Raw genomic sequence first — 24083 nt, forward strand, 5'->3', positions numbered from 1 at the left:
GACTCCCTGTTATGACAGGCACTTCCGAACGGCATTTTTCCATCCGTCATATATTGATATTCGTTCTTCTTCGGACATAGAGGGTTTGAATACACGATCCTCCATCCATATTTTACCGATTTCATCCATGGATTGCCAGAACCCCACGGCTAATCCTGCAAGATAAGCCGCCCCCAATGCCGTTGTTTCGATAGATTTGGGTCGGATCACTTCACTATGGGATATATCGCTTTGAAACTGCATGAGAATATTGCTGCGGGAGGCTCCCCCGTCCACTTTGATCCTTTTCATGGGAATCTGAGACTCTTCCTGCATGATTTTCATCACATCCCAGGATCTATAGGCTATGGACTCCAGGGCGGCTCTGCAGATATGCCTTTTGTTCGAGGCTCTTGTCAGACCCGTAATAGCGGCTCTGGCCTCCATATTCCAGTAGGGGGCACCCAATCCCTGAAAAGCAGGGACAAGGTATACTCCTCCATTATTTTTGACCTCTTCGGCCAGGGCATCACATTGGGGTGCATCTTCGATGATATTCAGGTTATCCCTGAGCCATTGAACAACGGCACCGCCCATAAAAATGCTCCCTTCCAGGGCGTAGGTTGTTTTTCCATTCTTGTTTAAGGCAATGGTTGTCAAGAGACCCTTTTCGGAAATAATAGCCTTCTCACCCGTATTCATCAGCATGAAGCAGCCCGTACCGTAGGTATTTTTCACATCCCCTTTTTCTAAACACATTTGTCCGAAGAGAGCCGCTTGCTGGTCTCCGGCAATCCCCGCTATGGGAATCTCGGCACCAAACAGAGCCTCATCGGTTGTGCCATATACCTCACTGGAGGATTTGACCTCGGGAAGCATGGATCGAGGTATCTGCAGGGCATCCAGAAGTTCCTGGTCCCATTGGAGGGTGTGTATATTAAACATCAATGTCCGGCAGGCATTTGTCATGTCTGTTACATGGACTTTTCCCGCTGTCAATTTCCAAATCAACCAGCTGTCGATGGTTCCAAAAAGGAGCTCTCCTTTCTCTGCTTTTTCTCTGGCTCCGTCCACATTATCCAATATCCATCGTACCTTTGTTCCGGAAAAATAGGCATCCAGGGGCAAGCCTGTTTTTGAATGAAATAGGGAATCAAAACCCTGTTCTTTAAGGGAGTAGCAAATCTTCGCAGTTCGTCTGCACTGCCATACAATGGCATTGTAAACGGGTAAGCCGGTATTCTTGTCCCACACAACGGTGGTTTCTCTCTGGTTTGTGATTCCAATGGCCGCCATATCGTTTAATGACAATGTCTTGTCTTTTAAGACTTGGATCATCATATCCTTCTGACAGTTCCATATTTCTTCTGGATCATGTTCTACCCATTGCTCTTGAGGGAAAATCTGGGTGAATTCTCTTTGGGACATACCGATTATCTGTCCGGATTTATTAATGATGAGAGCTCGTGAGCTTGTAGTTCCCTGATCCAAAGCAATAACATATTTCATAAATACCCCTAAAAACGATCGAATTAAGATCAATAAAGATCATATTATGTTTATTTTTTAACATTATCAGGGAGATGTCCCGGTTTGTCCATAAAATATTGGAGGTACAAAAAATAAATATACTCGGTAGGATAAAACGCCGATAATCTTACGTATGAACTTAGTCAAAGTAGCAACAGGACTCTTTTGGTTGGAGATCCCAGAGCGAGATCTGTATCTCATGTGCGGTTGTCCCATGGACAGCATCAAACATCTGGAGAATAAGAAATTTATCCATAGAGTCGACTGTGACGCTTATTATATGGAAAGTGGACCCAATGCCATTCTCCTTTCAGACCTAGCTGTACAAAATGGCTACTTTTGTAATCTTGCTGAGTTTCCCATCCTTCATATGATGTATAAACAGGGGATGGCTCTGCCGGGACATCCCGGAAATAAGGGAAACAAACCCTGGCTTATCGGGACTTCCGAACAGGTCAATGCTCAAAAACAGTATATATTCAGGGGAAACTACGGACTTGCTTCTCCCGGGGAATTTAAGAATGCCGGCTGCGACAATGTCCAAATTGAGTCCATGTGGAAGTTAAAAATGAAGTTTAACTTCAATACCATTCTTGATCCAGAAGAGCTCGTGGATACCACAATCATCAATGAAGAGCCCGTAGAACTCCGGCCTGATGTTTTTTTAAAGCGAACAGGGATGAACTGCTACTCACTCACATACAACAATGAAACCATTGATATTGATTTGAATTTGGGGCAGCAGGAACTCTATGAGCCTCCCTATCAGCTCCTACCCCGAAAGGTTAAAAAAGAATATTTTTCAATCATCCATATTGGAGAAGGGAACGGATGGGACAATGCCAGACCCTGTATGGGCAGCATCATCTGTTTTGAAGGAAAAATTTACCTCATCGATGCGGGACCCAATATTGAATATTCACTCGATGCCCTGGGCATCAGCGTGAATGATGTGGAAGGGATTTTTCATACCCATATTCATGACGATCATTTTGCGGGGTTGACCTACCTGATCATGGCGGATCACAAAATTAAGTATTATGCCGTGGAATCGGTCATGCACACTGCCAGGATGAAACTCGCTGCTTTGATGGGCCATGATGAGTCTATTTTCGATACTGTTTTAGATCCCATACTGCTGGAATGCCACAGCTGGAATGATCTCAATGGATTGGAAGTGAAGCCAATGTTCTCTCCTCATCCAGTAGAAACTACGATCTTTTACTTCAGGGCTTTGGGAGAGGATGGCTATAAATCCTACGGGCATTTGGCGGATATCATTTCCAGCAAGGTGTTTAAGAGTTTTCTGGGTGAGAATGAAACCGATCTTTCTCAGAGCTTTTATGACGATGTGTGGAAGAGTTACCTAGAGTATGCGGATGTCAAAAAAATTGATGTTGGTGGTGGGATGGTCCATGGTGCGGCAGAGGATTTTAAACATGACCCTTCTGATATCGTTATTTTGAGTCATCTGGATCGTCATTTGAATGATGAGGAAGAAACGATAGGGGTCAATGTTGATTTCGGTAGCGCCCATGTGCTGATTCCAGCCTCAACGGATTATTCAAAGATTCATGCCGCTGAAATGCTCAGATTATATTTTCCCAAGACCAGTCAGGCCCATCTGGATATGCTCCTGGATTGTCCCATTGTAGATTTCTCACCCGAAACCCTCATTGTCGAAGACAGTACCAGGCTGGACGAGGTCTTTCTTGTTCTCACAGGCAAGGTTGACTATGTGTTTTCCGATACGGGCACATTTCATGAGATGACCGCCGGCAGTACTGTCGGACTATTGAATGGCTTGTGGAATGAGCCCATAAGGGGAACGTACAGAGCCAATGCCAATGTGGAGGCACTAGTCATACCAAAAGATGTTTTTTTAAGCTTTATGACGAAAACAAATGCCCTGGATCATATTAAAAATATGAGCAGGATTATCTTTGATCTTCAAAGTACCCGTCTTTTTGGTTCACGAATTTCTAATTCCAATATAGTCCACCTGGCTCAAAAAACAACCACCATAGAGCTGCTTCCCGGCGACTCAATCCCCGACGGATGGCCAAAAGATCTTTATATTCTAAAGAAAGGAAAAGTAGAGATTTTCTCTGATAATATAAAAATAGGCCGTCTCAAAAAATGGGAATCATGGGGTGGGTATCCCGTTTTTTCAATCTTGAGGGAGTTGAATATTGAAGCCCGGATAGCAGGTCATCATCCCTGTGAATTTTATAAAATCTCCTACGATGTTCTCAAAGAAATTCCTGTTGTGCAATGGAAATTGTTTCAGCAGTGGTCCTATTGGGAAGCCCATTACTGATCAGATTCTCCCTTTTTTGTTCTCCTCTGGAATTTTGTTTTAAATTAGAATAAAGTCCCCCTATATGACTCAAAAAAATAAGACTATACCTCAACATTTTGACTGTATTATCATTGGTACGGGACCGGCTGGGTTGGGAGCTGCATTCAAATTATTGGATGAGCGTCGAAATATAAAAATACTAATGCTCGATAAGACGAATTTCTCAACGGGCGGTTTGAGAAACGATTGTAAAATGAATTTTTCCTATCCCATTGGCTTTCCCCTGGATAACTGGACCAGTGAAGATGCTGAATCCTATCTGGAGCAGGTAGAAAAGATCCTGAAACCGACACTCCTGGAAAAACAAAACCTTGAAATTTATAGAAAAAGGGCTTCGTCCCTGGGGGTTGATCTCCTCAATATAAGGCAATCGCATTTGGGGACCGACGGTGGTTTAGAGTTGATCAAAAAACTCACAAACCAACTGGAATCTCTCGGGGTTGTCTTTGCCCTGGGAGAGGAGGCCGTCAGCATTGATGAGACGGACAAAATCCTGAATACTCTGAAAGGCAGTTACCGCTATGATAACCTGATCATTGCCCCGGGTCGTCAGGGATTTCTGTTTCTACAGAATCTCATGAAGGAGTTGAAGATCAACTTCATGGATAATATTGTGGATATCGGCATCCGGGTGGAAACCAGGCTCGAACACTATCCCATTGTAAAAGACTATTATGACCCCAAATTCCATTTCCCTGGAAAGGTCAGGACCTTTTGTACCAACAGCGGAAATGCCCATGTGGTTCAGGAGCAGTATAAGACTCATGATAACAAAACCTTTTATTCGGTCAACGGCCATGCTTGGTCCAAGAATAAAAAAGGGGAAAACGGTCTGGTCAATTTTGCCATGTTAAAAACGATCCAGCTCACCGCTCCTCTGGCCAGTGGACATGAGTATGCAGAGATCATTGGTTTGCAGGCCGCTTTATTGGGAGGGAATAAACCGATCATGCAGCGTGTGGGAGATTTCCGTTTGTCTAAACGATCCAATGAAAAAAGCTTTAATTCCGATTATTACGACTTTGAACCGACCCTGAAGAGTTGTACTCCCGGAGATATTGCACTGGCCGTTCCCAGTAAGATAATGAGAGCCATTTGGAAATCAATGAAGCAGCTGGATACGATTATTCCCGGTGTTTTGCACCCTTCCACGATAATGTATTATCCCGAAATTAAAATGTACGCCAATAAGCCCGAATTCCTGGATCATCATTTCAAAGTTCACGATGGAGTTTATATGATTGGAGACGGAGCCGGAACTAGCCGGGGCATCACAGCTGCCTGGGCCAGCGGTATTAGAGCTGCAGAAGGAATCTTAAATTAATGATTGAAAATAAACGACTAACCTTTGCTATCATCAGTCACCCCGATGCGGGTAAGACAACCATGACGGAAAAGCTCTTACTCTTTGGAGGTGCCATTCATGCCGCCGGTGCCGTTAAATCGGGTAAAACAGCTAGAAAAACTGTCTCCGACTTTATGGAGATGGAAAAAAACAGGGGTATTTCAATATCTACCTCTGTCATGGGGTTTGATTACAGGGATCGAAAAGTCAATATTCTGGATACACCGGGGCATGCCGACTTCTCCGAGGATACCTATAGGACGTTAACAGCCGTAGACAGCACTCTGATGGTGATTGATTCGGTGAAGGGTGTAGAAGAGCGAACCCGTAAACTCTGTGAAATTTGCCGCATGCGCAAGACACCCATTATTACATTTGTCAATAAATTTGACCGTGAAGGTAAAGAACCGGTAGAGCTGCTGGATGAAATAGAGGCCGAACTGAATGTGACTGTTTGTCCCATGAGCTGGCCTGTGGGGCAGGGAAAGGCCTTCAAAGGGGTCTACAGCCTTTATGAAAAGAGACTGATTCTTTTTTCGGCCCACGGTGTACAGGAAGATCAGGATGTATTTGAAATTTCTGACTTGAACAGTGATGAACTGAACCAGAGGATCGGTGACAGCGAAGCCCAGAAATTACGGGAAGAGCTGGACCTGATTACCCAGGTTTATCCACAGTTTGACCATGACTTGTATATCAGTGGAGAATTGACCCCCGTATTTTTCGGAAGTGCCATAAACAACTTCGGCATTCGCGAGCTTTTGGACTGCTTTGTTGATATTGCACCCGGACCGGGCGAGTTTGAGGCCGAAGACAGAACTGTCCGTCCCGATGAAAAACCATTCACCGGTTTTGTATTTAAGATTCACGCCAATTTGGACCCGCGTCATAGAGACCGCATCGCCTTTATGCGCATTGTCTCCGGTGAATTTGAAAAAAATCATACCTATACTCATGTCAGAACGGGAAAAGGCTTTAAAACAGCCAATCCGACGGCCTTCATGGCACAGAGCCGGAATGTTGTGGATACTGCGGTTCCCGGGGATATTATCGGACTCCACGATACGGGGACCTTCAAGATTGGAGACACCCTTACGGAAGGTGAAAAAATACAATTCAAGGGCATTCCGAGTTTTGCACCCCAGATTTTTAGGACCGTAGTCAATAAAGATCCCCTCAAGGACAAGCAGTTTAAGAAGGGACTGGATCAGCTGGCCGAAGAAGGGGTCGTCCAGATCTTTACAAAGGTGGTTACAAAACAGAAGCTTATTGGTGTTGTCGGGGCCTTGCAGCTGGATGTTATTCAGCACAGGTTGCTGAACGAGTACAAGGCCACCTGTATTTTTGAACCCGTTGATTTTCAGACGGCCTGCTGGATCCATGCTCCTGAAAAAGCGGTTTTGGATAAATTTGTCGCCGAAAATCAGAATAAAATTGCCCTGGATGTAAGAGGACAGTTGATCTACCTGGCACCCAGCCGCTGGATGCTGGATAGAACAGTAGAAGATTATGCCGGATTGAAATACTATTTTACTTCCGATCTGAAATAGAAGATTTTTTTGAAAAAAAAAGAAACCTTCATCAGTATTGGTTTGTTTCATAGTAAATTAATAATTAAATTTACCGGAGAGTTCATCCATAATGACGCATCAGATTCAAAATCTCCCGGAGTCATCCACTCAGATCCTTGAAGCTATCCAAAGGGAAATGTCCAAGGTCATTGTCGGTCAGAAAACCGTGCTGGACCGCATGATCATCGGACTGATCTGCAATCAGCATATTCTGCTGGAAGGTGTACCAGGACTGGCCAAGACGTTGATTGTGAGTACACTGGCTCAAATTATTGCAGCAGAATCCTCCAGGATTCAGTTTACCCCCGATCTTTTGCCTGCGGATTTAACAGGAACCATGATTTATAATCCGGGGAAAGGGGAGTTTTATTCCAGAAAAGGACCGGTTTTTACCAATATTCTTCTGGCCGATGAGGTGAATAGAGCCCCGGCCAAGGTACAAAGCGCCCTCCTGGAAGCCATGCAGGAGAGGCAAGTGACCATCGGTGATGAGACATTCCCTCTGGAAGATCCTTTTATGGTGCTGGCAACCCAAAATCCTGTGGAACAGGAGGGGACATATCCCTTACCCGAGGCCCAGGTCGATCGGTTCATGCTGAAAGTTCTTGTGAACTATCCCGACAGATCTGAGGAGTTGTCTATTCTAAGAAGCCGGAAAAACATATCCAAGGGAGCGGCGGTCCAAGCAGTCTGTTCCATAGAAGATATCAAGGCTCTCAGACAGCTGACGGATGAACTACATATGGATTCCCGTCTTGAAGAGTATATTATCGATATCGTGCAGGCCACCCGTTATCCTGGAAAATGGAATTTGGATTTTGCTAATTTTATTCAATTTGGTGCCTCTCCCAGGGCTTCTATTTTTCTATCACAGGCGGCAAGGGCCATGGCTCTTCTTAAGGGACGCTCTTATGTTACCCCCGGGGATATCAAGGAGATTGCTCCCGATGTGCTTAGACACAGGATTATTCTGACCTATGAGGCAGAGGCAGAAGGGCGAGATACCGACTGGGTCATTGGAAAGATCTTGGAGACCATTCCCGTCGTATGATAGACCGTGAACTGGCCGCCCGGCTGGAGCGGATTAGAGTTTTAACCAGACGAAAGATAACATCTACATTTGCCGGTGATTACAGCTCAGCCTTCAAAGGGCGGGGCATGGAATTTGAGGAAGTCAGACCCTACCAGCCGGGGGATGAAATCAAATTCATTGACTGGAATGTCACCGCCAGGAGCGGGGAGCCTTACATCAAGGTCTTCCGTGAAGAACGGGAGTTGACAATGATGCTCCTCCTGGACTTATCTCCCTCCGGTCTATTCTCATCCACCCAAAAGAGTAAGAACCAGCTGGCTGCCGAACTCTGTGCCATGCTGGCATACACGGCCGTATCCAGCCATGACAAGGTGGGACTCTGTGTTTTTACAGATCAGGTAGAGAAGGTCATCCCTCCCGGACGGGGCAACAAACATGTGATGCATCTTATTCAGGATGTGATGACTTTTAAACCTTCCGGACAGGGAACCTCCCTTTCTGCCGCCCTGGAGTATATGAATCGTATCCTCAAGAAGAGGAGTATTTTATTCCTGATCTCCGATTTTCACGACAGGGGCTACGAAACCCATCTGGCCCGGGCGGCGGAGAAGCATGACCTCGTGTGCATTCAATTGCTGGACCCTCGGGAGGAATCGGCTCCCCATAAGGGCCTGTTCCGCTTCAAAGATCCGGAAACAGGAGAGACCATCCTCTTTGACGGCAGAAATCGGAAAGGTCGGGTAGAGTGGGAGCGCTTATACCACGAGAGGCAGATGCGACTAAAAACTCTTGTGAAGGAAAAGGGAGCCGATCTGCTCACCCTTCATGCAGGAGAAGACTGGATTCTGCCTCTGACAAGATTTTTTCTGGGAAGGGGAGAACGTCCATAATGCAGAATTCTGGACCGCTTCTTTTTCAAAAAATGATGATTCTCCTTCTCCTTTTTTTATTCTCCTGCGGAGAAAACAGTTCTGAGACCACCAATGAAAATTTGATTGTGTCTGGCAAAAATGCTCACATAGAATGGGAAGTCTCATATCCTGATAAGGATCTTTATTTTACGGATATTCTCCCGTTGACTCTGGTCCTTAAAACCGATGAGATACAAGAGATGCAGCTTGATGATTCCGGCTCTGCTCCCTGGGGAGATTTTAGAGTCATTTCCAAGACCAAAACAAACAGGCTCCATATCGACCTCAGGCTGCAACCTCGTAAAACAGGAGACTCTCTGCTTCAAATTCCTGCTCTGAGCCTCTCGGGTTTGGAAGAACCCCTTGTATTTCCCCCCATTGAGTTTCAAATCCTCTCTTCTTTGGACGGGGAGGATGCCCAGCCGCGTCCTCTGGTGGATGTAGAGGCCGATGATTCTGCTAATAAATGGGGTCTCCCGGCACTCCTTATTTTGATTCTGTGTACTTTGGGAGTGGGTTTCATTTATAGAAGGAAGCATAAGAAAGGGTTAAAAAAGGAGGAAACTCCTCTTGGATTTTCTGATTTTTTGAAGGAACAGAGCCCCTCATTACCGCCTATGGAAAAGCAATTGGATTTCTATGTTCAAAGCTATCGCTATTTGATTTCCGACCTGGTAAAGTTCCATCCCGGGGTTCATCCCTCAGATAGTCCTTCTGAGTTGATCAATCATTTAGAAAGACCCTCATCAGTGAATCAATGGGCCTTGCGTAGCCTCTACCCAGTTTTGGAATTCATGGATGATGTCTTTTACAAAAAGCAAAATGAAGCTTTGTCTCAGGCAGTGTATGACCAGCATCTTCAGGTCCTGAGGGAATGGTCGCAATATGTTTTAGAACTAAAGAGTGAGGGAGGGTTTCCAGATGATTCATTTTGATCAGCCCCTTTGGTTCCTCCTACTCATTGTTATTCCTCTTCTCCTGATTTTTCGGGCTAAGAAAAGGGGGGGAGTTCTCTATCCAAGCCTCTCGGTTTTACCACCAGTGAAATCGGCAAGAGTCAGGATGCTCTTCATCTGTGATCTCTTTTTTTACCTGGCACTTGTCATTTTTATTGTGTCCGCCGCCGGACCCTACAAAAACAGGGGGGAATCTAAGGATTATACCAAGGGTTATCTTCTACAGCTTGTGGTCGACAGAAGCGGTAGCATGGGCAGTTATATGGATAAAAAGGGTGAGACAAACCGATTGGATATTGTGAAAGCTGTGGTAGCCGACTTTATCTCTGGAGACGACAGCCAATTGACGGGCCGTCCTAATGATCGGATCGGTTTGATCTCCTTTGCCCGTTATGCGGATACAATGGCTCCCCTCACGGTGTCTCATGATATCGTCATCGACTTGGTGCACTCTTTATCTTTGGCCAAAGAAGACGAAGACGGCACCTCTCTCGGGGATGCTCTTGCATTGGGGGTTGCCCGAATCCGCTCTTATCAGCAGAAGGCCGGCACTGGATCATCGGGTGCCGTACTCATCCTCTTGACTGATGGCCAGAATAATAGCGGGAATCTCGATCCTCTGGATGCGGCGGCTCTTGCTGCCCAAGAGGGTGTCCGGGTCTATACCATCGGTTTTGGAGGGGGGTTCTACAGAAATGCTTTCGGAATCATTCAGGAGATCCCCCCGAATATGGTATTGATGAAGAGACTCTCACAAAAATGGCCGAAATAACGGATGGTCAATATTTTAATGCAGGTGACGAACAATCTCTTATGGATGTGTATAAAAAAATAGACAGCCTGGAAAAGGTGGATATGGAGCAGATTCGGAACAGCCCCAAGGACCTGTATTTTCATAAATTCCTCATGGCCGCCATTGTTTTATTGTTTATGAGCCTGATTCTGAGATACCTTTTTTTCAATGTCGTGGAGGATGAAGAATGAACTTTCTGATTCCATCCGCGCTGTCCGCTCTTTTTTTCATTCCCCTCTACCTTTTCTTGTCTTTCCATGCCAGGAGAACGAAAAGGTCCTATCTTCTACTTATGACAGGAAAGAGGCTGAAGAAACAGCTTCCTCTTGGGTCCACTCTGATGATGGCAGGACTGGTTCTTCTTACTCTGGCTCTCATGAGACCAGTTTCCAATCCCCGTTTGATTGAGAAAGAGCAGACCGGGAGAAATATTGTGTTTGTCATCGATGTGTCCCGGAGTATGCTGGCCCAGGATTTAATACCCAACCGTCTGGAGAGGGCCCGCTATGATATTCTCAATTCCCTGGAGAATCTCAGTGGTCATCGCTTGGCTCTGGTCGCCTTTGCGGGGAATCCTGTGCTCAAATGTCCCCTGACCCTGGATCACCTCTATTTTTCTCAGTCCCTTTCGGAACTGGGAACTCACAGTGTTTCACGTGGCGGGACGAATCTAGGTGATGCCGTGCGGAGTGTCATTGAGGATCTTTTCGATCAGGATGACAGGGAGTCCATGGATATTCTGTTGATCACAGATGGTGAAGATCAGGATAGTTTTCCAGTTCAATCGGCCAGCAGGGCTGGTCAGGAGGGAATCAGGATCATCACCATCGGTTTGGGGAGCCCCGATCAGGGTACTGTCATTCCGGATGAGGAAAATGGAACCCTCATGTATGGGGATGAGCCGGTTTATTCAAAGGCGGATATGGAAACGCTCTCCGCCATGGCCGAGGCATCCGATGGTGGGTGGTCTGTTCCGGTAGAAGATGGGAAAATCCCCATACAGGAAATTTTAAACAAGCTGGAGAGAACGGGGACACAAAAGAATACGGGAACAGTAGAAGAATACATTTATGATGAGCAGTACCGCTGGTTCCTCATCCCCGGACTGATTCTCATCGTTCTCTCTTTTTTAATTGAAAATTCCGGATGGTTCAGAAGGCGTGCAATATGAATAGAATCCTCTTCATTTCTTTCATCCTTTTGATATTTTTGATTCCTCTTTCTGCACAGGAGAAGGAGGGCTCCGGGCAAGATCTGTCGGCCCTCGATTTGTATCAGTCGGGTGATTATCAAAATGCGGCGACCCGTTTCCTTGAGGATGCCAGGGGAACTTCCGGTGATTCTCAGGCTGATCTCTATTACAACGGGGCTCGCAGTTATCACCAGGATTATCTAGAGAATCAGAATGCAGACTCCCTGGATAAGGCTGTTTCTGGCTATTACAGAGTTCTGGATATGAATCCCGATATGAAAGAGGCACAGATCAATCTTGAACTCCTCCGCCTTGAGCAGGAAAAACTTCAGAACGAAAAAGATCAGCAAAACAGCGGGCAGCAGGGCGAACAGCAGGGAGATCAGCAACAAGATTCCCAGGGCAATTCTCAGGGCAATGAAGATTCGAAGGCTGGAGAATCTGATCTCAATGATCTGGCGGAGCAGCAACAGAAATTGTCAGAATCAGATCAGGACGGAAAAAGCCAATCCCGTCAGGAAGAATTGGCGGATAAGACAGAGCAAGCCCTGGAAAATGAACAAGATCCGCAAGTTAAAGAAGATTTGAATCAGGCCCTTGAGCATCAGCAGCAAGCTCTGGAGCAAATGAAGAGGGAAGAGTATCAGGACGCGCAAAAGTCTCAACAGGCCGCAGCAGAAGCTCTGAAAAGAGCCGCTTCGGGTACCGAAGAGGAGGCTCTGTCTGAGGATCTTCAATCCCTGTTGAATCAGGAACAGAAGCGAAAGGAACAGACCGATTCCAAAGAAATAATCAGAGTGGAGAAAGACTGGTGAAACTAAGAATCCTGTTATTAATGGCCTTCCTGGGAGTGGGGCAGAGTCTATTTTCAGCCTCTTTTGAAGTCTTAACTGATACCAGGGAGAGTTATGTAGGACAATCCATTACATTGATTATGCGCATTATCAGCGACGGGCCTGTAGAAAGGCCCTCCCTTCCCAATATAGAAGGATTTCAAGTGAATGAGGCTGGAGAATCCCGGTATGATCAGAGAACCCTGGGAGGAGGAAACAGTGGTAGAACAGTTACCATGGAGTATTCCTGGCGACTGGTTCCTCTCCAGACCGGCGAATTTGAAATTCCAGCATTGACTCTGGAGCTGGGCGATGACAGTTATCGTTCAAATGCCATACCCATTCGGATAAAAGAACCGGGTCCCATTGAGGGATATCATCTGTTTTTAAGCGCCGAAGGGGATACGGCTTTTCCTTCAATGCCCCTTCGCCTTCATCTAAAGTGGCTCTTTTCATCCGAAGTCAGTCGTCCAAACTTTGTTTTGCCCTTCTTGAATAATGAAAAAATAAACGTGCAGGATTTACCCGCACCCTCGTCATCTTCTTCAGACATCTATCAGTTTACCGTGGAGGGGCATACGGTGTATGCCAGGCAGTCTGCCGAGATGTATGAGGGAGAGCAGTATGCAAGCCTCACCATCTCCTGGGATATTTATCCCCTGGAATCGGGAACTCTTGAGTTGAAACCGGTGACGCTTTCTTTTCAAATCGGCTCCATAGACCAACAGGGCAGAAGGGTTTATACACCGGCAGTCATTCCGTCCAATGCGCTTTTATTGAATATTCAGACCCTGCCTGAAAAGATGAATACTTTTGCTGGTGGTGTACTGGTTGCCCAAGACGAACTGGAAGTCACGGCAGTACTGGATCAAACCAAGGTCTATCCGGGAGACCCCCTGGAGCTGACTCTGACATTCAAGGGATTGATCAGCCCCCTCCTCACTGACTTCAAGGGAATCGGTAGAATGAAAGAGCTGGGAAATCTCATAAGCGCCGATCAGTCGAGTCTGAGTTCTTCTCTTGAGGGGAATAATAAAGTGTACACGCAGAAGATCAGAATCCAATCTTCCGACTTAAAGGCTTTTCCAAAATTGGAATTTCCCTACTACAGCATGGATTCGAAAGAGGTCCGGATCAGTACCAGTAATGAAATTCCCATGAATGTGATGTCTCTTGCCTCATCGCCAGCTGTGATACAGGAGGCGGAATCTCCAGAAATTGAAGAAATAACAGGCATTTCTCTACGATCCAACCGCCTTGTTTCCTACCCGCAGTTTTCACTATTGCCGGCCCGCCTGTATGTCTTGAGATATAGGTTCTTGATTGTCCTGCTGATACTCACAGTGCTTGTTTCATTGCTTTTTTTACTCTTTAAGCGCTATGGCCGTCATTTAAAGTTCGTTCGCAAAAATGCCTCACTAAAGGTTCTGAGAGGAGCCTTTAGAGAATATAAAAATAATCCTAATCAGGAGAATGGCCTGGCTTTGAATGAACTATTCAAGCAGTGGCTTGGGGAGTTGCCCGAGGTAAAAGAGATCCTACAGGATCAAAAAATTCATTTGATGGAGGCTCTCGAAACACTCTTGAGCCAGGATTTGTACCGAAATATTCAGGCTTTAAATGATCATCTCGAACTCCTTTGGAGCCCCACAGAAATGAGTTCCTTGGATGATGATTTTGAACAACTTCCCGAAAAAATAACAAAAGAACTGAAGAACAACAGGCGGAAAAAATGAAAAAGAGAACCCTATTCTTGATTGTTCTGAATCTCTTCTGCGGATTCATTTGGGGGAAAGATCTGAAAACCGATATAGATGTACTTCTTCAAAAGGCGGAAGCATCCTTTCAAGAAGCCCTTGAAGGAGAAGAGAGTTACCTCCTTTCCGCTTCATTCTATTCACAGGCCGCTTCGAATATGCCCAAACCTTCGGCGTCTGTCTATTACAATCTTGGAAATGCCCTGCAGCTGGCTGGTGAAAGAGCGGCAGCTCTTTTGGCATATGATAAGGCTCTCAGCCTATCCCCCCTTGCTGAGGATTTTCAATATAACCGGAATCAACTCTTAAAAGAGATGAATTTACCCCTGCCCACATACGATCCAGGAGAGATTTTTCTTTGGGGTATTGTTTTTGTTTTGGGAGTTTACAACGGCTGGGCTGTAATATTCCTTGTTTTCCTCCTCCTTCTGGCATTGAACCTTCTGTGCTTCAAAAAAGAATACATGAGAAAAGTGAATCTCTTCCTTTTTCTTCTGGTCCTTATCCTTTCTGTGTCGCTGGTGAGCTGGGAGAATCGCTCAGCCTCTTCGGCCGTTGTGTACAGCGAAAATTCTGTTTTGCGAAGCGGGGATAATCCTCTGTATGAATTGCGGGCAGAGCTGCCTGAAGGAACAGGCGTACATATCCTTGAAACAAGACAGAACTGGACTCGTGTCCGTGTTCGGGAGTCAGGGCTGACGGGGTGGATTGAGGCTCAAAACCTGATGGACAGTGAAAGCCTTGTTGAAAGATACAAATAGATTCAGTACATTTAAGGTCAGTATCAGTATTAAAGACTCAATATTGGTTCAAAGGATTGAGAAATGAAAGAAAATGTAGCTATTTTAGGAGCCAGCCAGAAAGCGGAACGGTATTCCTATAAGGCCTTACAGATGCTGCTTGAGTACGGGCACAATGTATTCCCTGTTCATCCGGTTTTACAAGAAATTGAAGGGCACAAGGTGTACCCTTCATTATCCAGTATTGATGAAAAGATAGACACTCTCACAGTATATGTGAGTCCCAAATGGCTGACCCCGGACATGATTTCTGAAATCCTTGCTCTTAACCCAGGGCGGGTCATCATGAATCCGGGAACAGAGTCGTCCAGCCTGAAAGAAGCACTGGATCAGGCTGGAATTTCCTGGCTGGAAGCATGCACTCTTGTTCTGCTCAGGACTAAACAGTTTTCTTAAGGAACATCGGGGAGAGATGAGAAAGCCTCTTCCATGATATTTGCACTGAGCAGTTCCGGCAGTATCTTTCCATCCTGTCCCGGTAGGAATAGAAGGTAGAGGGGAACACCGGCTCTCTCATAACGGAAAATCCATTCCATAGCCAGGGGATTGCTGACTGTTAAATCCGCCTTCATCCTGCGCACGCCTTTTTGTTCAAATAAGAGTCGCGTTTTTTCTGTAGACAAGACCGTCCTCTCATTCACCTTACAGCTTGTGCACCATTCGGCGGAAAAGGCGATAAACAGGGGCGTTCCTTCATTTCTCAATTGATTGATAAGCTCAGGATCAAAGGCCTCCCAATCTGAATCTTGAGTTCTAAGATGACTGACACTGTCATCTCTTTGAAAATCCAGCAAATAAAAGCCCGAAACCAGAATCAACACTATAGGAATAATCCGGAATGTATTCCGCCAGACTCTTTTTCTGCTCTGACGGCTGCTCCAGCCCCATATCCAGGCCGCTAGGGCCAAAATCAGGAGGTACCAGAGGAAGGACGCGAATGAGGTACCTACCTGTTTGATCAGGGTCGAACTGAGATAGACCACGGTACCCAGCAAGAGGAATCCCATGGCTTCTCTGAATTTATCCATCCATTTTCCGGGTTTAGGCAGTAGTTTAAAAAATCCTGGGAAAAATCCCAGGAGAAGAAAGGGCAGGGATAATCCGAGTCCTGTGAGGGTCATAATCAGAAATATAATGATGCCCGGTTGTGAAAATGCAAATCCCATGGCACTCCCCAAGAAGGGCGCCGTACAGGGGGTTGCCACAAAAACAGCAAATATTCCCGTAAAAAAAGAGCCGGTATACCCTTTTTTACGGGAGAGATTATCCGCCTTATTCATACCAGATGAGGGGGGCAGCAGGATAAACACTTCAAACAGAGACAGGGCAAAGAGAAAGATGACCCCTGTGAGAATGGATAGAAATAGGGGACTCTGGAAATGAAAGCCCCAGCCCAGGAGTCTTCCCGAATGCTGCAAGAGGACAATGACCAGAGTCAATACCCAGAAGGACAGCAGGATGCCCGCTGTGTAGAGCAATCCGTGTTTGATCAGTACGGGGCGTTTTTCACCGCTTTGGCTGATTAGATTCATGGCTTTGACCGAGAGAAGGGGGAGTACACAGGGCATCAGGTTGAGAAGAAAGCCTCCCATGAGTGCCATGAGGAGAAATATCCACAAGGAGGAGCCGGAATCGGCGGTCATGGGTTTGCCTTCCACATTCACCATATATTCTAATTCCAGAGATTCCGGAAAATAACAGATGCCCTCTTCATCGCAGAGCTGATAATGTGCCTTTATCATCCCCGTCAATGGCCCTTGGGGGGCGCTCTCGGAAATCATCATTTCCAGCTGCAATTGGGTTGAATCATAATACTGGATAAAACCAGATTCATCTAATTCCCCTTCAGAATACAGGGTGGAACCAAAGAGGATCTGATCTGAACCGAGTCCTTCCAAACGAAAATTATTTGTGTCGTAGGTCTGGTGATACTGGTCGGGGAAAATGAAATCTACTTTTAAAATTGCCTTCTCACCCGGTCTGTAGGTCTCCTTATCAAAGGAGATATGAAGTTCCGGTTCCGGTAGATTGCTTAGACCCGGAAAGGATATCTGCGAGAACAATGAGACAGTCATGGAGAACAATAAAAAGAGTAAAATATTAAATTTCTTAATCATATATATGAATATAAATAAGTTCGCACTGTAAATCAATGTTGACCTCATAGGATAAGGCTGTTACATTAGCAATAATTTAATTAATAGAAGGTAAAGAAAAAGAAATGGCTGAAGAACTGTCATACATTTTAATCACCCCGTATACAATCGCCAAATCACGCACAGGGGGTGTGCTTTCCAGACTCCTTTCAAGAATAGACTTGGAATTGGTCGGAACACAAATTTTTGCTCCTTCCCAGGAGCTTGCAGACGCTTATGCAGCATCATTATACAAGCAATCCATTGCCACTAGTTCATCCAGTGCAAGGCTGTTGAGTGATTTTGTCCTTAAGACTTTTACGCCAACTAACGGACGTCGTCATAGGGTTATGATGCTCTTGTTTAGAGGAGAAGATGCCTGTAAAAAACTCTCTGATATCGCCGGAGCTCTTTATCCGGAAAACAGGAGTATTGAATCCATAACTGGTGAAACAATCAGAGATACATACGCCGATCTTGAAAAAGATCAGGATGGGAATATCATCTATTTTGAACCGGCTGTCATGACTCCCAGGAGCCAGAGAACTGCCATTGAAAATATGAGAATCTTTGCTCCTTTTATGCTGAAAGAACCTAATATTGTTGAAAATATGGTTTATCCCGAAAATCAGCAGATAGAACGAACATTGGTTATCATTAAGCCTGACAACTGGAAGTATGCCAGTTCCAGACCAGGAACCATCATCGATATGTTCAGCAGGACGGGACTCCGTCTTATCGGATGTAAAACATATCAGATGAGTGTGGCCGAGGCCCTTGAATTTTATGGTCCTGTAAAAGATGCTCTCAATGAAAAATTAAGCCCCATGTTTGGTACAAAAGCCAAGGTAGTACTGGAGAAAGAGTTCAATCTTCCTCTTTCTGAAGAGTTGGAACATGCACTACAAAACAGTTTTGGTAAGGAATACGCAAAGGATCAGTTTTTTAAGATCATTGAGTTCATGTCTGGAACTAGACCCGATAAGTGTCCTTCTGAAGAACTGGAGCATCCCGGTAAGGTAAAGAGCATGGTTCTTATCTATGAAGGTATGAATGCTGTAAATAAAATCAGAGATGTCCTGGGACCAACTGATCCTACGAAAGCTCCTGGCGGCACAATACGAAGAGAATTCGGTCATGATATTATGGTCAATACGGCCCATGCCTCCGACTCTGCCGAAAATGCTGTTCGTGAAATGGGTATTGTCAAGATTCAAAAGAACAAATGCAGCCATATCATGAAAGATTACCTTGATGATAAATAGAATCATCGGTTCAAAAAATGAGGCTGTTTTTACAGCCTTATTTTTTTTATAAGTGGAATCATCTGCTGTTTACATATTTTTTTAGAAGATTTTGCCGACTTAGCTCCCATATCCAAGAGATGAGACTTCTGTTTACCCCCGGTATTTCTGCTATAATGGAAATCAATGAAGTGTTCGGCAAAAGAGAAGGAATCCATATTCCGCCTCTTTAAACCTATTCAGGATCGATCTCCTGGAAAAATCATATTTATGAGTCTCTCTTTGCTCCTCTTCACTCTATTTTCCTATTTTGTTCCCCTGTTGGGGCAGGCTTTTGTACAGCTCTGGACCATCCTTGTTGCCTGGTCCTTGTATTTATTTATAAGCAAGACAAAGAGCCTCTATGAAAATAAGCTATTGAGTCATATTTCTCATGTATATTTGACATCTGGTGTTTTCAATCTGTTTATGCTGGGGAATTTGGGGACTTTTTCAATCATTCCAGGCCTTAATGGAGAACTCCATTTTTATATAGCTTCGGGACTATTGGAGTCCCTAGGTTTGATGGTTGTGTTCATTTTCAATGGTAAAAAGAAATCCTTTGGATCTATTCAACATTTATACCTCCTTCTTCCCTTGCTTTTTATTCCCATGGTTTTGAAGGGTCTATTCAATGATCCGGCGGGCCTCGGTAGCGGTTTGAGTTTAATCAGCAAAATATGCTGTCTCATCATCGTCATTGCTTTCATCCTGGATTTCAAAATGATCCTGGAACAGGGAACAGAGGATAATCGGATGACTTCTTCCCAAATTGCCCTTTCTTTTCTCATGTCCATCCTATCCATTGGCTTCTATTGCCTTTATGACTTGAAAAATCCGATTTTTCTGAATCTCAGCCATGTGGCTAAAATCTTGTCTTCTTACTACCTCTATCGGGGAATATTTCTTGAAGGCATCATACGGCCTCTAGAGAGGTTAAAATCTACGGAGGAGTCTTTTAAGAAAGAACAATTCTATTATGCCCAGACTCTCTCGGCGGTCAAAGACGGCATGTTCCGCTACTATCCGGACAGTGATACTCTCTCTGTCTCTCCGGTATGGGAGGAAATGACCGGCTATTCGTGGCCTGATCATACAATTTCGGATGAATTCCTTCATGACATTCTAACCGAAGAGGGGTTTTCAAGGGTTAAAAAGGCTCTTGAGCTCTCATCAAACAGGGCATGGCCTGTGAATGAAGAAGTGCAGATTCTTCATAAAAATGGTACACACTTCTGGGCCTCCATCAGAGGTAAAATGGGGAAGGATCAGGAAGATAAGGATTGCATTGTCGGGATGATGACCGATATTTCATGGAGGAAAAAGATTGAGCAGGAGTTGATTCTGGCCAAAGAAAAAGCGGAAGAAAGCGACAGATTAAAAACAACCTTTCTTGCCAATATTTCACATGAGATCAGAACACCCTTGAATGTGCTTTTGGGGTTTACCGGTTTGATTGTCCGGGATTTGTCCGATCAGGGTAGCAATAAGGAACAGCGGATGCATCTTCAATTGATTCGGCAGAGTTCAAATCAATTGATTTCCATAATTTCGGATATTATTGATATCTCTAAGATTCAAAACGAAAGCATCCATCTTCAGGTTCAGTCCATTTCTCTTGATTCTTTTTTTAAAAATCTCTATACGGTATACAGAAAGCTTATGGATGATAGGGGAAAAGTTGAGATCAGGCTCAGCTGGAAAATCCCTGATCCACCTATGAATGAGATATTTATCAACACTGATATTGAACGTTTTCATCAGATTTGGCAGAATCTCCTGAATAATGCGATGAAATTCATCGAATATGGGCAAATCAGTTATGGAATTTTTAGCGTAGATCCTGAATTGAAGCTCATTACTTTTTTTGTGGAAGATACGGGTCCAGGAATTTCATCGGACAAAGAAAATATCATTTTTGAAAGATTCAGACAGGGCGAAGAAGGTTTTGCCAGAAGGTATGGAGGCAGCGGACTGGGGCTAACCATATCACGTGAATTAATCCATCTCATGGGAGGGCATATCAGATTGGATCAAAATTACACATCAGGTGCCAGATTTCTCTTTACACTCCCCGAGAGCATTGAATGATTCAGAAAGATCTCACAGGGCGTTTCATAGAAGATGTCCGGCTGCAAATGCTTTCTGATATACAAGAATGTGATGGCTCAGAAGTCCTCTGGGTTGCCAGAATCAATTCCGAAAAGGTTGTCTGTGAAGTCAATACTGTCGCCAGAGGACACCAATCGGCCGTTCCCGCCGTAGCCGCCCATATGGAAAAGGGAGATGTGATTATTCATAATCATCCCTCGGGGATTCTCCGTCCCAGTGATGCAGATCTGGCTCAGGCTTCAATGCTTGGGAATCAGGGTATTGGTTTTTATATTGTCAATAATTCCATAGATGCGGTGTATGTCGTCGTTGAGCCTGTGGCGTACACTCCCGAAACTCTCCTAGATGTTTCAGAGCTGGATTCTATCCTGTCCCCGGGGGGGCCCCTTTCCGAATTAGACTCCCATTACGAGGAACGCCCCAGTCAGATCAGGCTGCTTCATACTATAAGTGAGGGATTCAACGATGAAAAAATAGTCGTTGCCGAGGCTGGTACGGGGGTTGGAAAATCATTCTCATACCTTATTCCCGCACTCAAGTGGGCTTCTGTGAATGAACAGAGGGTTGTTATCTCCACGGCCACTATTAACCTTCAGCAGCAAATCATGGAAAAAGACCTGCCCATTGCTCAAAAGCTATGCGGAACAGATGTGAAGGCTGTTCTTGTGAAGGGGAGGAGAAATTATATCTGCAAGAGTAGGCTGCAGGAGGCTCTTGACGAGAATTCCCTCTTCCGTGAAAAAGATGATATTCTCCTACAGATCAAGGAGTGGGCAGACAATACGAGAGAAGGAACGGTTTCCGAGCTCCCTTTCATGCCTCCCGATGAAATCTGGTCTAAGGTATGCAGCGATCCCGATGCCTGTTTTGGACCGAGGTGCAGGCATTTTGATCAGTGTTTTGTTATGAAATCTAGAAGAGAGGCAGCCGCAGCTGGTGTACTGGTGGTCAATCACCACCTCTTCTTTGCGGACCTTTCACTGAGAATCAACGGCATGGGTTTTGAGGGCGCCGCCATCCTTCCTTCATTTCATAAAATCATATTTGATGAAGCTCACAATATAGAAAACAGTGCTACCAGTTATTTTTCCAGCGAGTACAATAGACTTCAGCTTTTAAAATATCTAAAGAGGCTGTATTTTCAAAAAAGAGGACGCTCTTTAGGGGTCCTCACCAGGTTGGAAAAAATCATGCCTCCCCCTGACGGGGTCCTTTATTCAGAGATGATCAGGAATCTCACATCCCAGGCTGAGATTCTGGATGCTTTATCTTTTGATTTTTTCCCCGATGAACACACAGTGCGACTTCAGGACAACAGTCATCCCGACTATGCAAGAAAGATACGGGAACCCCTGTTGCAAACTAGAGAAAAACTGGCTCAGTTGATTGCAGTGCTGAATCGCTGGTTTGAGCTGCTTCGGGAAGAGGATCATGAGAATACAGTCGTTCTTGAATTCAAGATGATTGTAAACCGTCTGAACCAGTATTCCACCTTTTTAAATAAGTTCAGTCAATTTGATGCAGAAGAGGAAGAGTCTGTTTTCTGGCTTGAAAAAAAAGTGCGTGATGGAAATTCCTATGTCCGATTCATTATAACCCCCCTGGATATCTCCGGATGGATGAAAACAGGCATATATGATTCATACAGTACAATAGTTTTTACATCAGCTACTTTGACTATGGATAAAAGTTTTATATACTGGCAGAGACGGATGGGTTTATTGGACCAGTTGCAGGAAAGACTGGTCTCCAGGCAGTTTGAATCTCCCTTCCCTTATAAGCAGAATGTACTGCTGGGTTTGCCGGATGACATGCCCGAACCTGCATCGGATGAATACAGGCAGGCTCTTGTTTCATCCATCAAGGATTTGCTGGAAAGCAATGAAGGACGGGCTTTGGTCCTCTTTACATCCTATGAGCTGCTTAAACATTGTTATGACTTGATTCTAGAAGACTGGTCTCTTCCAGAGATCAATCTCTTCCGTCAGGGCTTTGAAGACAGGGCCCGCTTGCTGAAAAGGTTTGGCGAAGACACAGGAAGTGTTTTATTTGCAACGGATTCATTTTGGGAAGGTGTTGATACTCCCGGAGAATCACTGAGGCTGGTTATAATTTGCCGGCTTCCTTTCCGTGTTCCAACAGACCCGGTTTATCAGGCTCGCCTGGAAGCCGTAGAGAAAAGGGGAGGGAATCCATTTCGTGAACTCTCTCTTCCAGAGGCTGTCATGAAATTCCGGCAGGGGTTCGGCCGTCTTATGCGAAGAAAATCAGACCGTGGGGCCGTGGTTGTCCTGGACTCGCGGATCATTAGTAAAAACTATGGATCTGTTTTTCTAAGATCCCTACCGGAAACCATAGTTTCGAGAAAGAGATTTGCTTCAGTCCTTGAGGATTTGGAGAATTTCATATATGTATAACAGACACTGTTTTATCATTGTCAATTGAAGGAGTAAGGAATGGCTGATTTACGTACAACTTATATGGGGCTGGAATTGAAGAATCCTTTCATTGTTTCCAGTTCCGGACTCACAGATTCTGTTGAAAAGGTCATAAAAGCAGAACAAGCTGGTGCAGGAGCAGTTGTTCTGAAATCACTCTTCGAAGAAGATATTGCCAGCGCCGTAAGCAAGGATGGATCTTTGGAAACCTATGCCACTCATCCTGAGGCTATGGAATATATTCATCAACTAGGGATGCTTCAGCAACCTGATGCTTACTTAGACCTCGTAGAGCAGTCTGTGAAGGCTGTTAACATTCCGGTGATCGCCAGTTTGAATTGTTATTCAGATGAATGGTGGCTGGATTATGCCCAGAGAATTGAAAAAATGGGTGCCCATGGTCTCGAGCTGAATACAGCACTCGTCCCCGTATCGGTGAAGGATACTTCCGAAGAAGTCGAAAAGAAGATCATTTCAATCGTTAAAAAAGCTGTGAAAGCCGTCAATATCCCTGTTTCTGTAAAGATTGGTTCTTTTTTCTCATCCCTCCCCGGGATTGTTTCAAAAATTGAACAGGCCGGCGCTTCAGCAGTTGTTCTATTCAATCGCTTTTATAGACCGGACATCGATATTGAAAAAATCGAGTTTAAAAATGGGAATCCTCTGTCTACCGAGGATGAATATGCTACAGTTCTCCGCTGGACAGGAATTCTTTCGGATCTTGTCGACTGTGATTTTTCGGCTACAACAGGGATTCATACTTCAGATTCTGCCATAAAGCTAATTTTGGCCGGTGCCAATACAGTACAGGTCTGTTCTGCACTCTATAAAAACGGAATATCCTTTCTGAGTCAGATGATTGAAGAGACTGAAAAATGGATGGATCGGAAAGAGTATGAGAAAGTGTCTGATTTTTTCAGCCTTCTTAGTATGAAGGATGACAAAGAGGGACAATACTACCAGAGGTTACAGTATGTTAAGGCTCTCAAGGGACTGAAATAGTCTCGGTTTTTCCTTGGACATAAAAAAAGCTGCTCTAATAGAGCAGCTTTT

Annotated in this window: 19 protein-coding genes; 17 read left to right on the forward strand and 2 right to left on the reverse strand. The window is 44.9% G+C overall.

Annotated features, from left to right (window positions below; translation table 11 throughout):
• Positions 1-9: 9 nt before the first annotated feature.
• The gene (glpK, locus tag EXM22_RS04430) at positions 10-1488 is read right to left on the reverse strand and encodes a glycerol kinase GlpK (protein ID WP_149485351.1); all 1479 of its coding nucleotides are present in this window, start codon (positions 1486-1488) and stop codon (positions 10-12) included.
• A 154-nt stretch (positions 1489-1642) separates the two neighbouring features.
• Between glpK and EXM22_RS04435 the strand changes: the two genes are divergently transcribed.
• From EXM22_RS04435 to EXM22_RS04495, 13 genes are all read left to right on the forward strand, one after another.
• Positions 1643-3829 (forward strand): cyclic nucleotide-binding domain-containing protein, encoded by a 2187-nt coding sequence (locus EXM22_RS04435; protein ID WP_149485352.1) that lies wholly within the window; start codon positions 1643-1645, stop codon positions 3827-3829.
• 64 nt (positions 3830-3893) lie between these two features.
• Positions 3894-5195: an FAD-dependent oxidoreductase gene (locus EXM22_RS04440; RefSeq protein ID WP_149485353.1), complete on the forward strand. Its 1302-nt coding sequence runs from the start codon at positions 3894-3896 to the stop codon at positions 5193-5195.
• Positions 5195-6766 (forward strand): peptide chain release factor 3, encoded by a 1572-nt coding sequence (locus tag EXM22_RS04445; RefSeq protein WP_149485354.1) that lies wholly within the window; start codon positions 5195-5197, stop codon positions 6764-6766. The genes EXM22_RS04440 and EXM22_RS04445 overlap by 1 nt, the downstream gene beginning before the upstream one ends.
• A gap of 91 nt (positions 6767-6857) precedes the next feature.
• Positions 6858-7838: an AAA family ATPase gene (locus tag EXM22_RS04450; RefSeq protein WP_149485355.1), complete on the forward strand. Its 981-nt coding sequence runs from the start codon at positions 6858-6860 to the stop codon at positions 7836-7838.
• Positions 7835-8710: a DUF58 domain-containing protein gene (locus EXM22_RS04455; RefSeq protein ID WP_149485356.1), complete on the forward strand. Its 876-nt coding sequence runs from the start codon at positions 7835-7837 to the stop codon at positions 8708-8710. Before EXM22_RS04450 ends, EXM22_RS04455 begins: the two co-directional genes overlap by 4 nt.
• Positions 8710-9666 carry a hypothetical protein gene (locus EXM22_RS04460; protein WP_149485357.1) on the forward strand — a complete coding sequence of 319 codons (957 nt, stop codon included), beginning with the start codon at positions 8710-8712 and terminating at the stop codon, positions 9664-9666. Before EXM22_RS04455 ends, EXM22_RS04460 begins: the two co-directional genes overlap by 1 nt.
• The gene (locus EXM22_RS04465; protein ID WP_149485358.1) at positions 9653-10459 is read left to right on the forward strand and encodes a VWA domain-containing protein; all 807 of its coding nucleotides are present in this window, start codon (positions 9653-9655) and stop codon (positions 10457-10459) included. Before EXM22_RS04460 ends, EXM22_RS04465 begins: the two co-directional genes overlap by 14 nt.
• Positions 10447-10671, forward strand: a complete 225-nt coding sequence (locus EXM22_RS04470) for a hypothetical protein (RefSeq protein ID WP_149485359.1) — start codon at positions 10447-10449, stop codon at positions 10669-10671. Before EXM22_RS04465 ends, EXM22_RS04470 begins: the two co-directional genes overlap by 13 nt.
• Positions 10668-11651 carry a vWA domain-containing protein gene (locus tag EXM22_RS04475; protein WP_149485360.1) on the forward strand — a complete coding sequence of 328 codons (984 nt, stop codon included), beginning with the start codon at positions 10668-10670 and terminating at the stop codon, positions 11649-11651. The genes EXM22_RS04470 and EXM22_RS04475 overlap by 4 nt, the downstream gene beginning before the upstream one ends.
• Complete coding sequence (locus EXM22_RS04480; protein WP_149485361.1) at positions 11648-12487, forward strand: hypothetical protein; 840 nt, start codon at positions 11648-11650, stop codon at positions 12485-12487. Before EXM22_RS04475 ends, EXM22_RS04480 begins: the two co-directional genes overlap by 4 nt.
• On the forward strand, positions 12484-14241 hold the full coding sequence (locus EXM22_RS04485) for a BatD family protein (protein ID WP_149485362.1): 1758 nt from the start codon (positions 12484-12486) through the stop codon (positions 14239-14241). The genes EXM22_RS04480 and EXM22_RS04485 overlap by 4 nt, the downstream gene beginning before the upstream one ends.
• Positions 14238-15023, forward strand: a complete 786-nt coding sequence (locus EXM22_RS04490; protein ID WP_149485363.1) for an SH3 domain-containing protein — start codon at positions 14238-14240, stop codon at positions 15021-15023. Before EXM22_RS04485 ends, EXM22_RS04490 begins: the two co-directional genes overlap by 4 nt.
• A gap of 63 nt (positions 15024-15086) precedes the next feature.
• Complete coding sequence (locus EXM22_RS04495) at positions 15087-15458, forward strand: CoA-binding protein (protein WP_149485364.1); 372 nt, start codon at positions 15087-15089, stop codon at positions 15456-15458.
• Here EXM22_RS04495 and EXM22_RS04500 read toward each other — a convergent pair.
• A complete protein-coding gene (locus EXM22_RS04500) occupies positions 15455-17179 on the reverse strand; it encodes a protein-disulfide reductase DsbD family protein (protein WP_168203341.1) in 1725 nt (574 codons plus the stop codon). The two genes, EXM22_RS04495 and EXM22_RS04500, sit on opposite strands and share 4 nt — an antisense overlap.
• Positions 17180-17283: 104 nt before the next feature.
• Here EXM22_RS04500 and EXM22_RS04505 point away from each other — a divergent pair, with 104 nt between their 5' ends.
• The 4 genes from EXM22_RS04505 to EXM22_RS04520 all read left to right on the forward strand — a co-directional run bounded on the left by EXM22_RS04505 (position 17284) and on the right by EXM22_RS04520 (position 24032).
• The gene (locus tag EXM22_RS04505) at positions 17284-18462 is read left to right on the forward strand and encodes a nucleoside-diphosphate kinase (protein ID WP_149485366.1); all 1179 of its coding nucleotides are present in this window, start codon (positions 17284-17286) and stop codon (positions 18460-18462) included.
• 165 nt (positions 18463-18627) lie between these two features.
• Positions 18628-20571, forward strand: a complete 1944-nt coding sequence (locus EXM22_RS04510) for an ATP-binding protein (RefSeq protein ID WP_149485367.1) — start codon at positions 18628-18630, stop codon at positions 20569-20571.
• The gene (locus tag EXM22_RS04515; protein ID WP_149485368.1) at positions 20568-23009 is read left to right on the forward strand and encodes a helicase C-terminal domain-containing protein; all 2442 of its coding nucleotides are present in this window, start codon (positions 20568-20570) and stop codon (positions 23007-23009) included. The genes EXM22_RS04510 and EXM22_RS04515 overlap by 4 nt, the downstream gene beginning before the upstream one ends.
• A 39-nt stretch (positions 23010-23048) precedes the next feature.
• Positions 23049-24032 carry a dihydroorotate dehydrogenase-like protein gene (locus EXM22_RS04520; protein ID WP_149485369.1) on the forward strand — a complete coding sequence of 328 codons (984 nt, stop codon included), beginning with the start codon at positions 23049-23051 and terminating at the stop codon, positions 24030-24032.
• The last annotated feature ends 51 nt before the right edge of the window (positions 24033-24083 follow it).

The organism is Oceanispirochaeta crateris, from assembly GCF_008329965.1.
Classification (GTDB): Bacteria; Spirochaetota; Spirochaetia; order DSM-2461; family DSM-2461; genus Oceanispirochaeta; species Oceanispirochaeta crateris.

What these genes read in the sequence shown, in the direction of transcription:
- EXM22_RS04460 (WP_149485357.1), top strand. Translation starts at nt 8,710, where the DNA reads ATGCAGAATTCTGGACCGCTTCTTTTTCAAAAAATGATGATTCTCCTT.
- EXM22_RS04450 (WP_149485355.1), top strand. Translation starts at nt 6,858, where the DNA reads ATGACGCATCAGATTCAAAATCTCCCGGAGTCATCCACTCAGATCCTT.
- glpK (WP_149485351.1), bottom strand. Translation starts at nt 1,488, where the DNA reads ATGAAATATGTTATTGCTTTGGATCAGGGAACTACAAGCTCACGAGCT.
- EXM22_RS04515 (WP_149485368.1), top strand. Translation starts at nt 20,568, where the DNA reads ATGATTCAGAAAGATCTCACAGGGCGTTTCATAGAAGATGTCCGGCTG.
- EXM22_RS04480 (WP_149485361.1), top strand. Translation starts at nt 11,648, where the DNA reads ATGAATAGAATCCTCTTCATTTCTTTCATCCTTTTGATATTTTTGATT.
- EXM22_RS04445 (WP_149485354.1), top strand. Translation starts at nt 5,195, where the DNA reads ATGATTGAAAATAAACGACTAACCTTTGCTATCATCAGTCACCCCGAT.
- EXM22_RS04500 (WP_168203341.1), bottom strand. Translation starts at nt 17,179, where the DNA reads ATGATTAAGAAATTTAATATTTTACTCTTTTTATTGTTCTCCATGACT.
- EXM22_RS04455 (WP_149485356.1), top strand. Translation starts at nt 7,835, where the DNA reads ATGATAGACCGTGAACTGGCCGCCCGGCTGGAGCGGATTAGAGTTTTA.
- EXM22_RS04495 (WP_149485364.1), top strand. Translation starts at nt 15,087, where the DNA reads ATGAAAGAAAATGTAGCTATTTTAGGAGCCAGCCAGAAAGCGGAACGG.
- EXM22_RS04490 (WP_149485363.1), top strand. Translation starts at nt 14,238, where the DNA reads ATGAAAAAGAGAACCCTATTCTTGATTGTTCTGAATCTCTTCTGCGGA.
- EXM22_RS04475 (WP_149485360.1), top strand. Translation starts at nt 10,668, where the DNA reads ATGAACTTTCTGATTCCATCCGCGCTGTCCGCTCTTTTTTTCATTCCC.
- EXM22_RS04510 (WP_149485367.1), top strand. Translation starts at nt 18,628, where the DNA reads ATGAAGTGTTCGGCAAAAGAGAAGGAATCCATATTCCGCCTCTTTAAA.
- EXM22_RS04505 (WP_149485366.1), top strand. Translation starts at nt 17,284, where the DNA reads ATGGCTGAAGAACTGTCATACATTTTAATCACCCCGTATACAATCGCC.
- EXM22_RS04520 (WP_149485369.1), top strand. Translation starts at nt 23,049, where the DNA reads ATGGCTGATTTACGTACAACTTATATGGGGCTGGAATTGAAGAATCCT.
- EXM22_RS04440 (WP_149485353.1), top strand. Translation starts at nt 3,894, where the DNA reads ATGACTCAAAAAAATAAGACTATACCTCAACATTTTGACTGTATTATC.
- EXM22_RS04435 (WP_149485352.1), top strand. Translation starts at nt 1,643, where the DNA reads ATGAACTTAGTCAAAGTAGCAACAGGACTCTTTTGGTTGGAGATCCCA.
- EXM22_RS04470 (WP_149485359.1), top strand. Translation starts at nt 10,447, where the DNA reads ATGGCCGAAATAACGGATGGTCAATATTTTAATGCAGGTGACGAACAA.
- EXM22_RS04465 (WP_149485358.1), top strand. Translation starts at nt 9,653, where the DNA reads ATGATTCATTTTGATCAGCCCCTTTGGTTCCTCCTACTCATTGTTATT.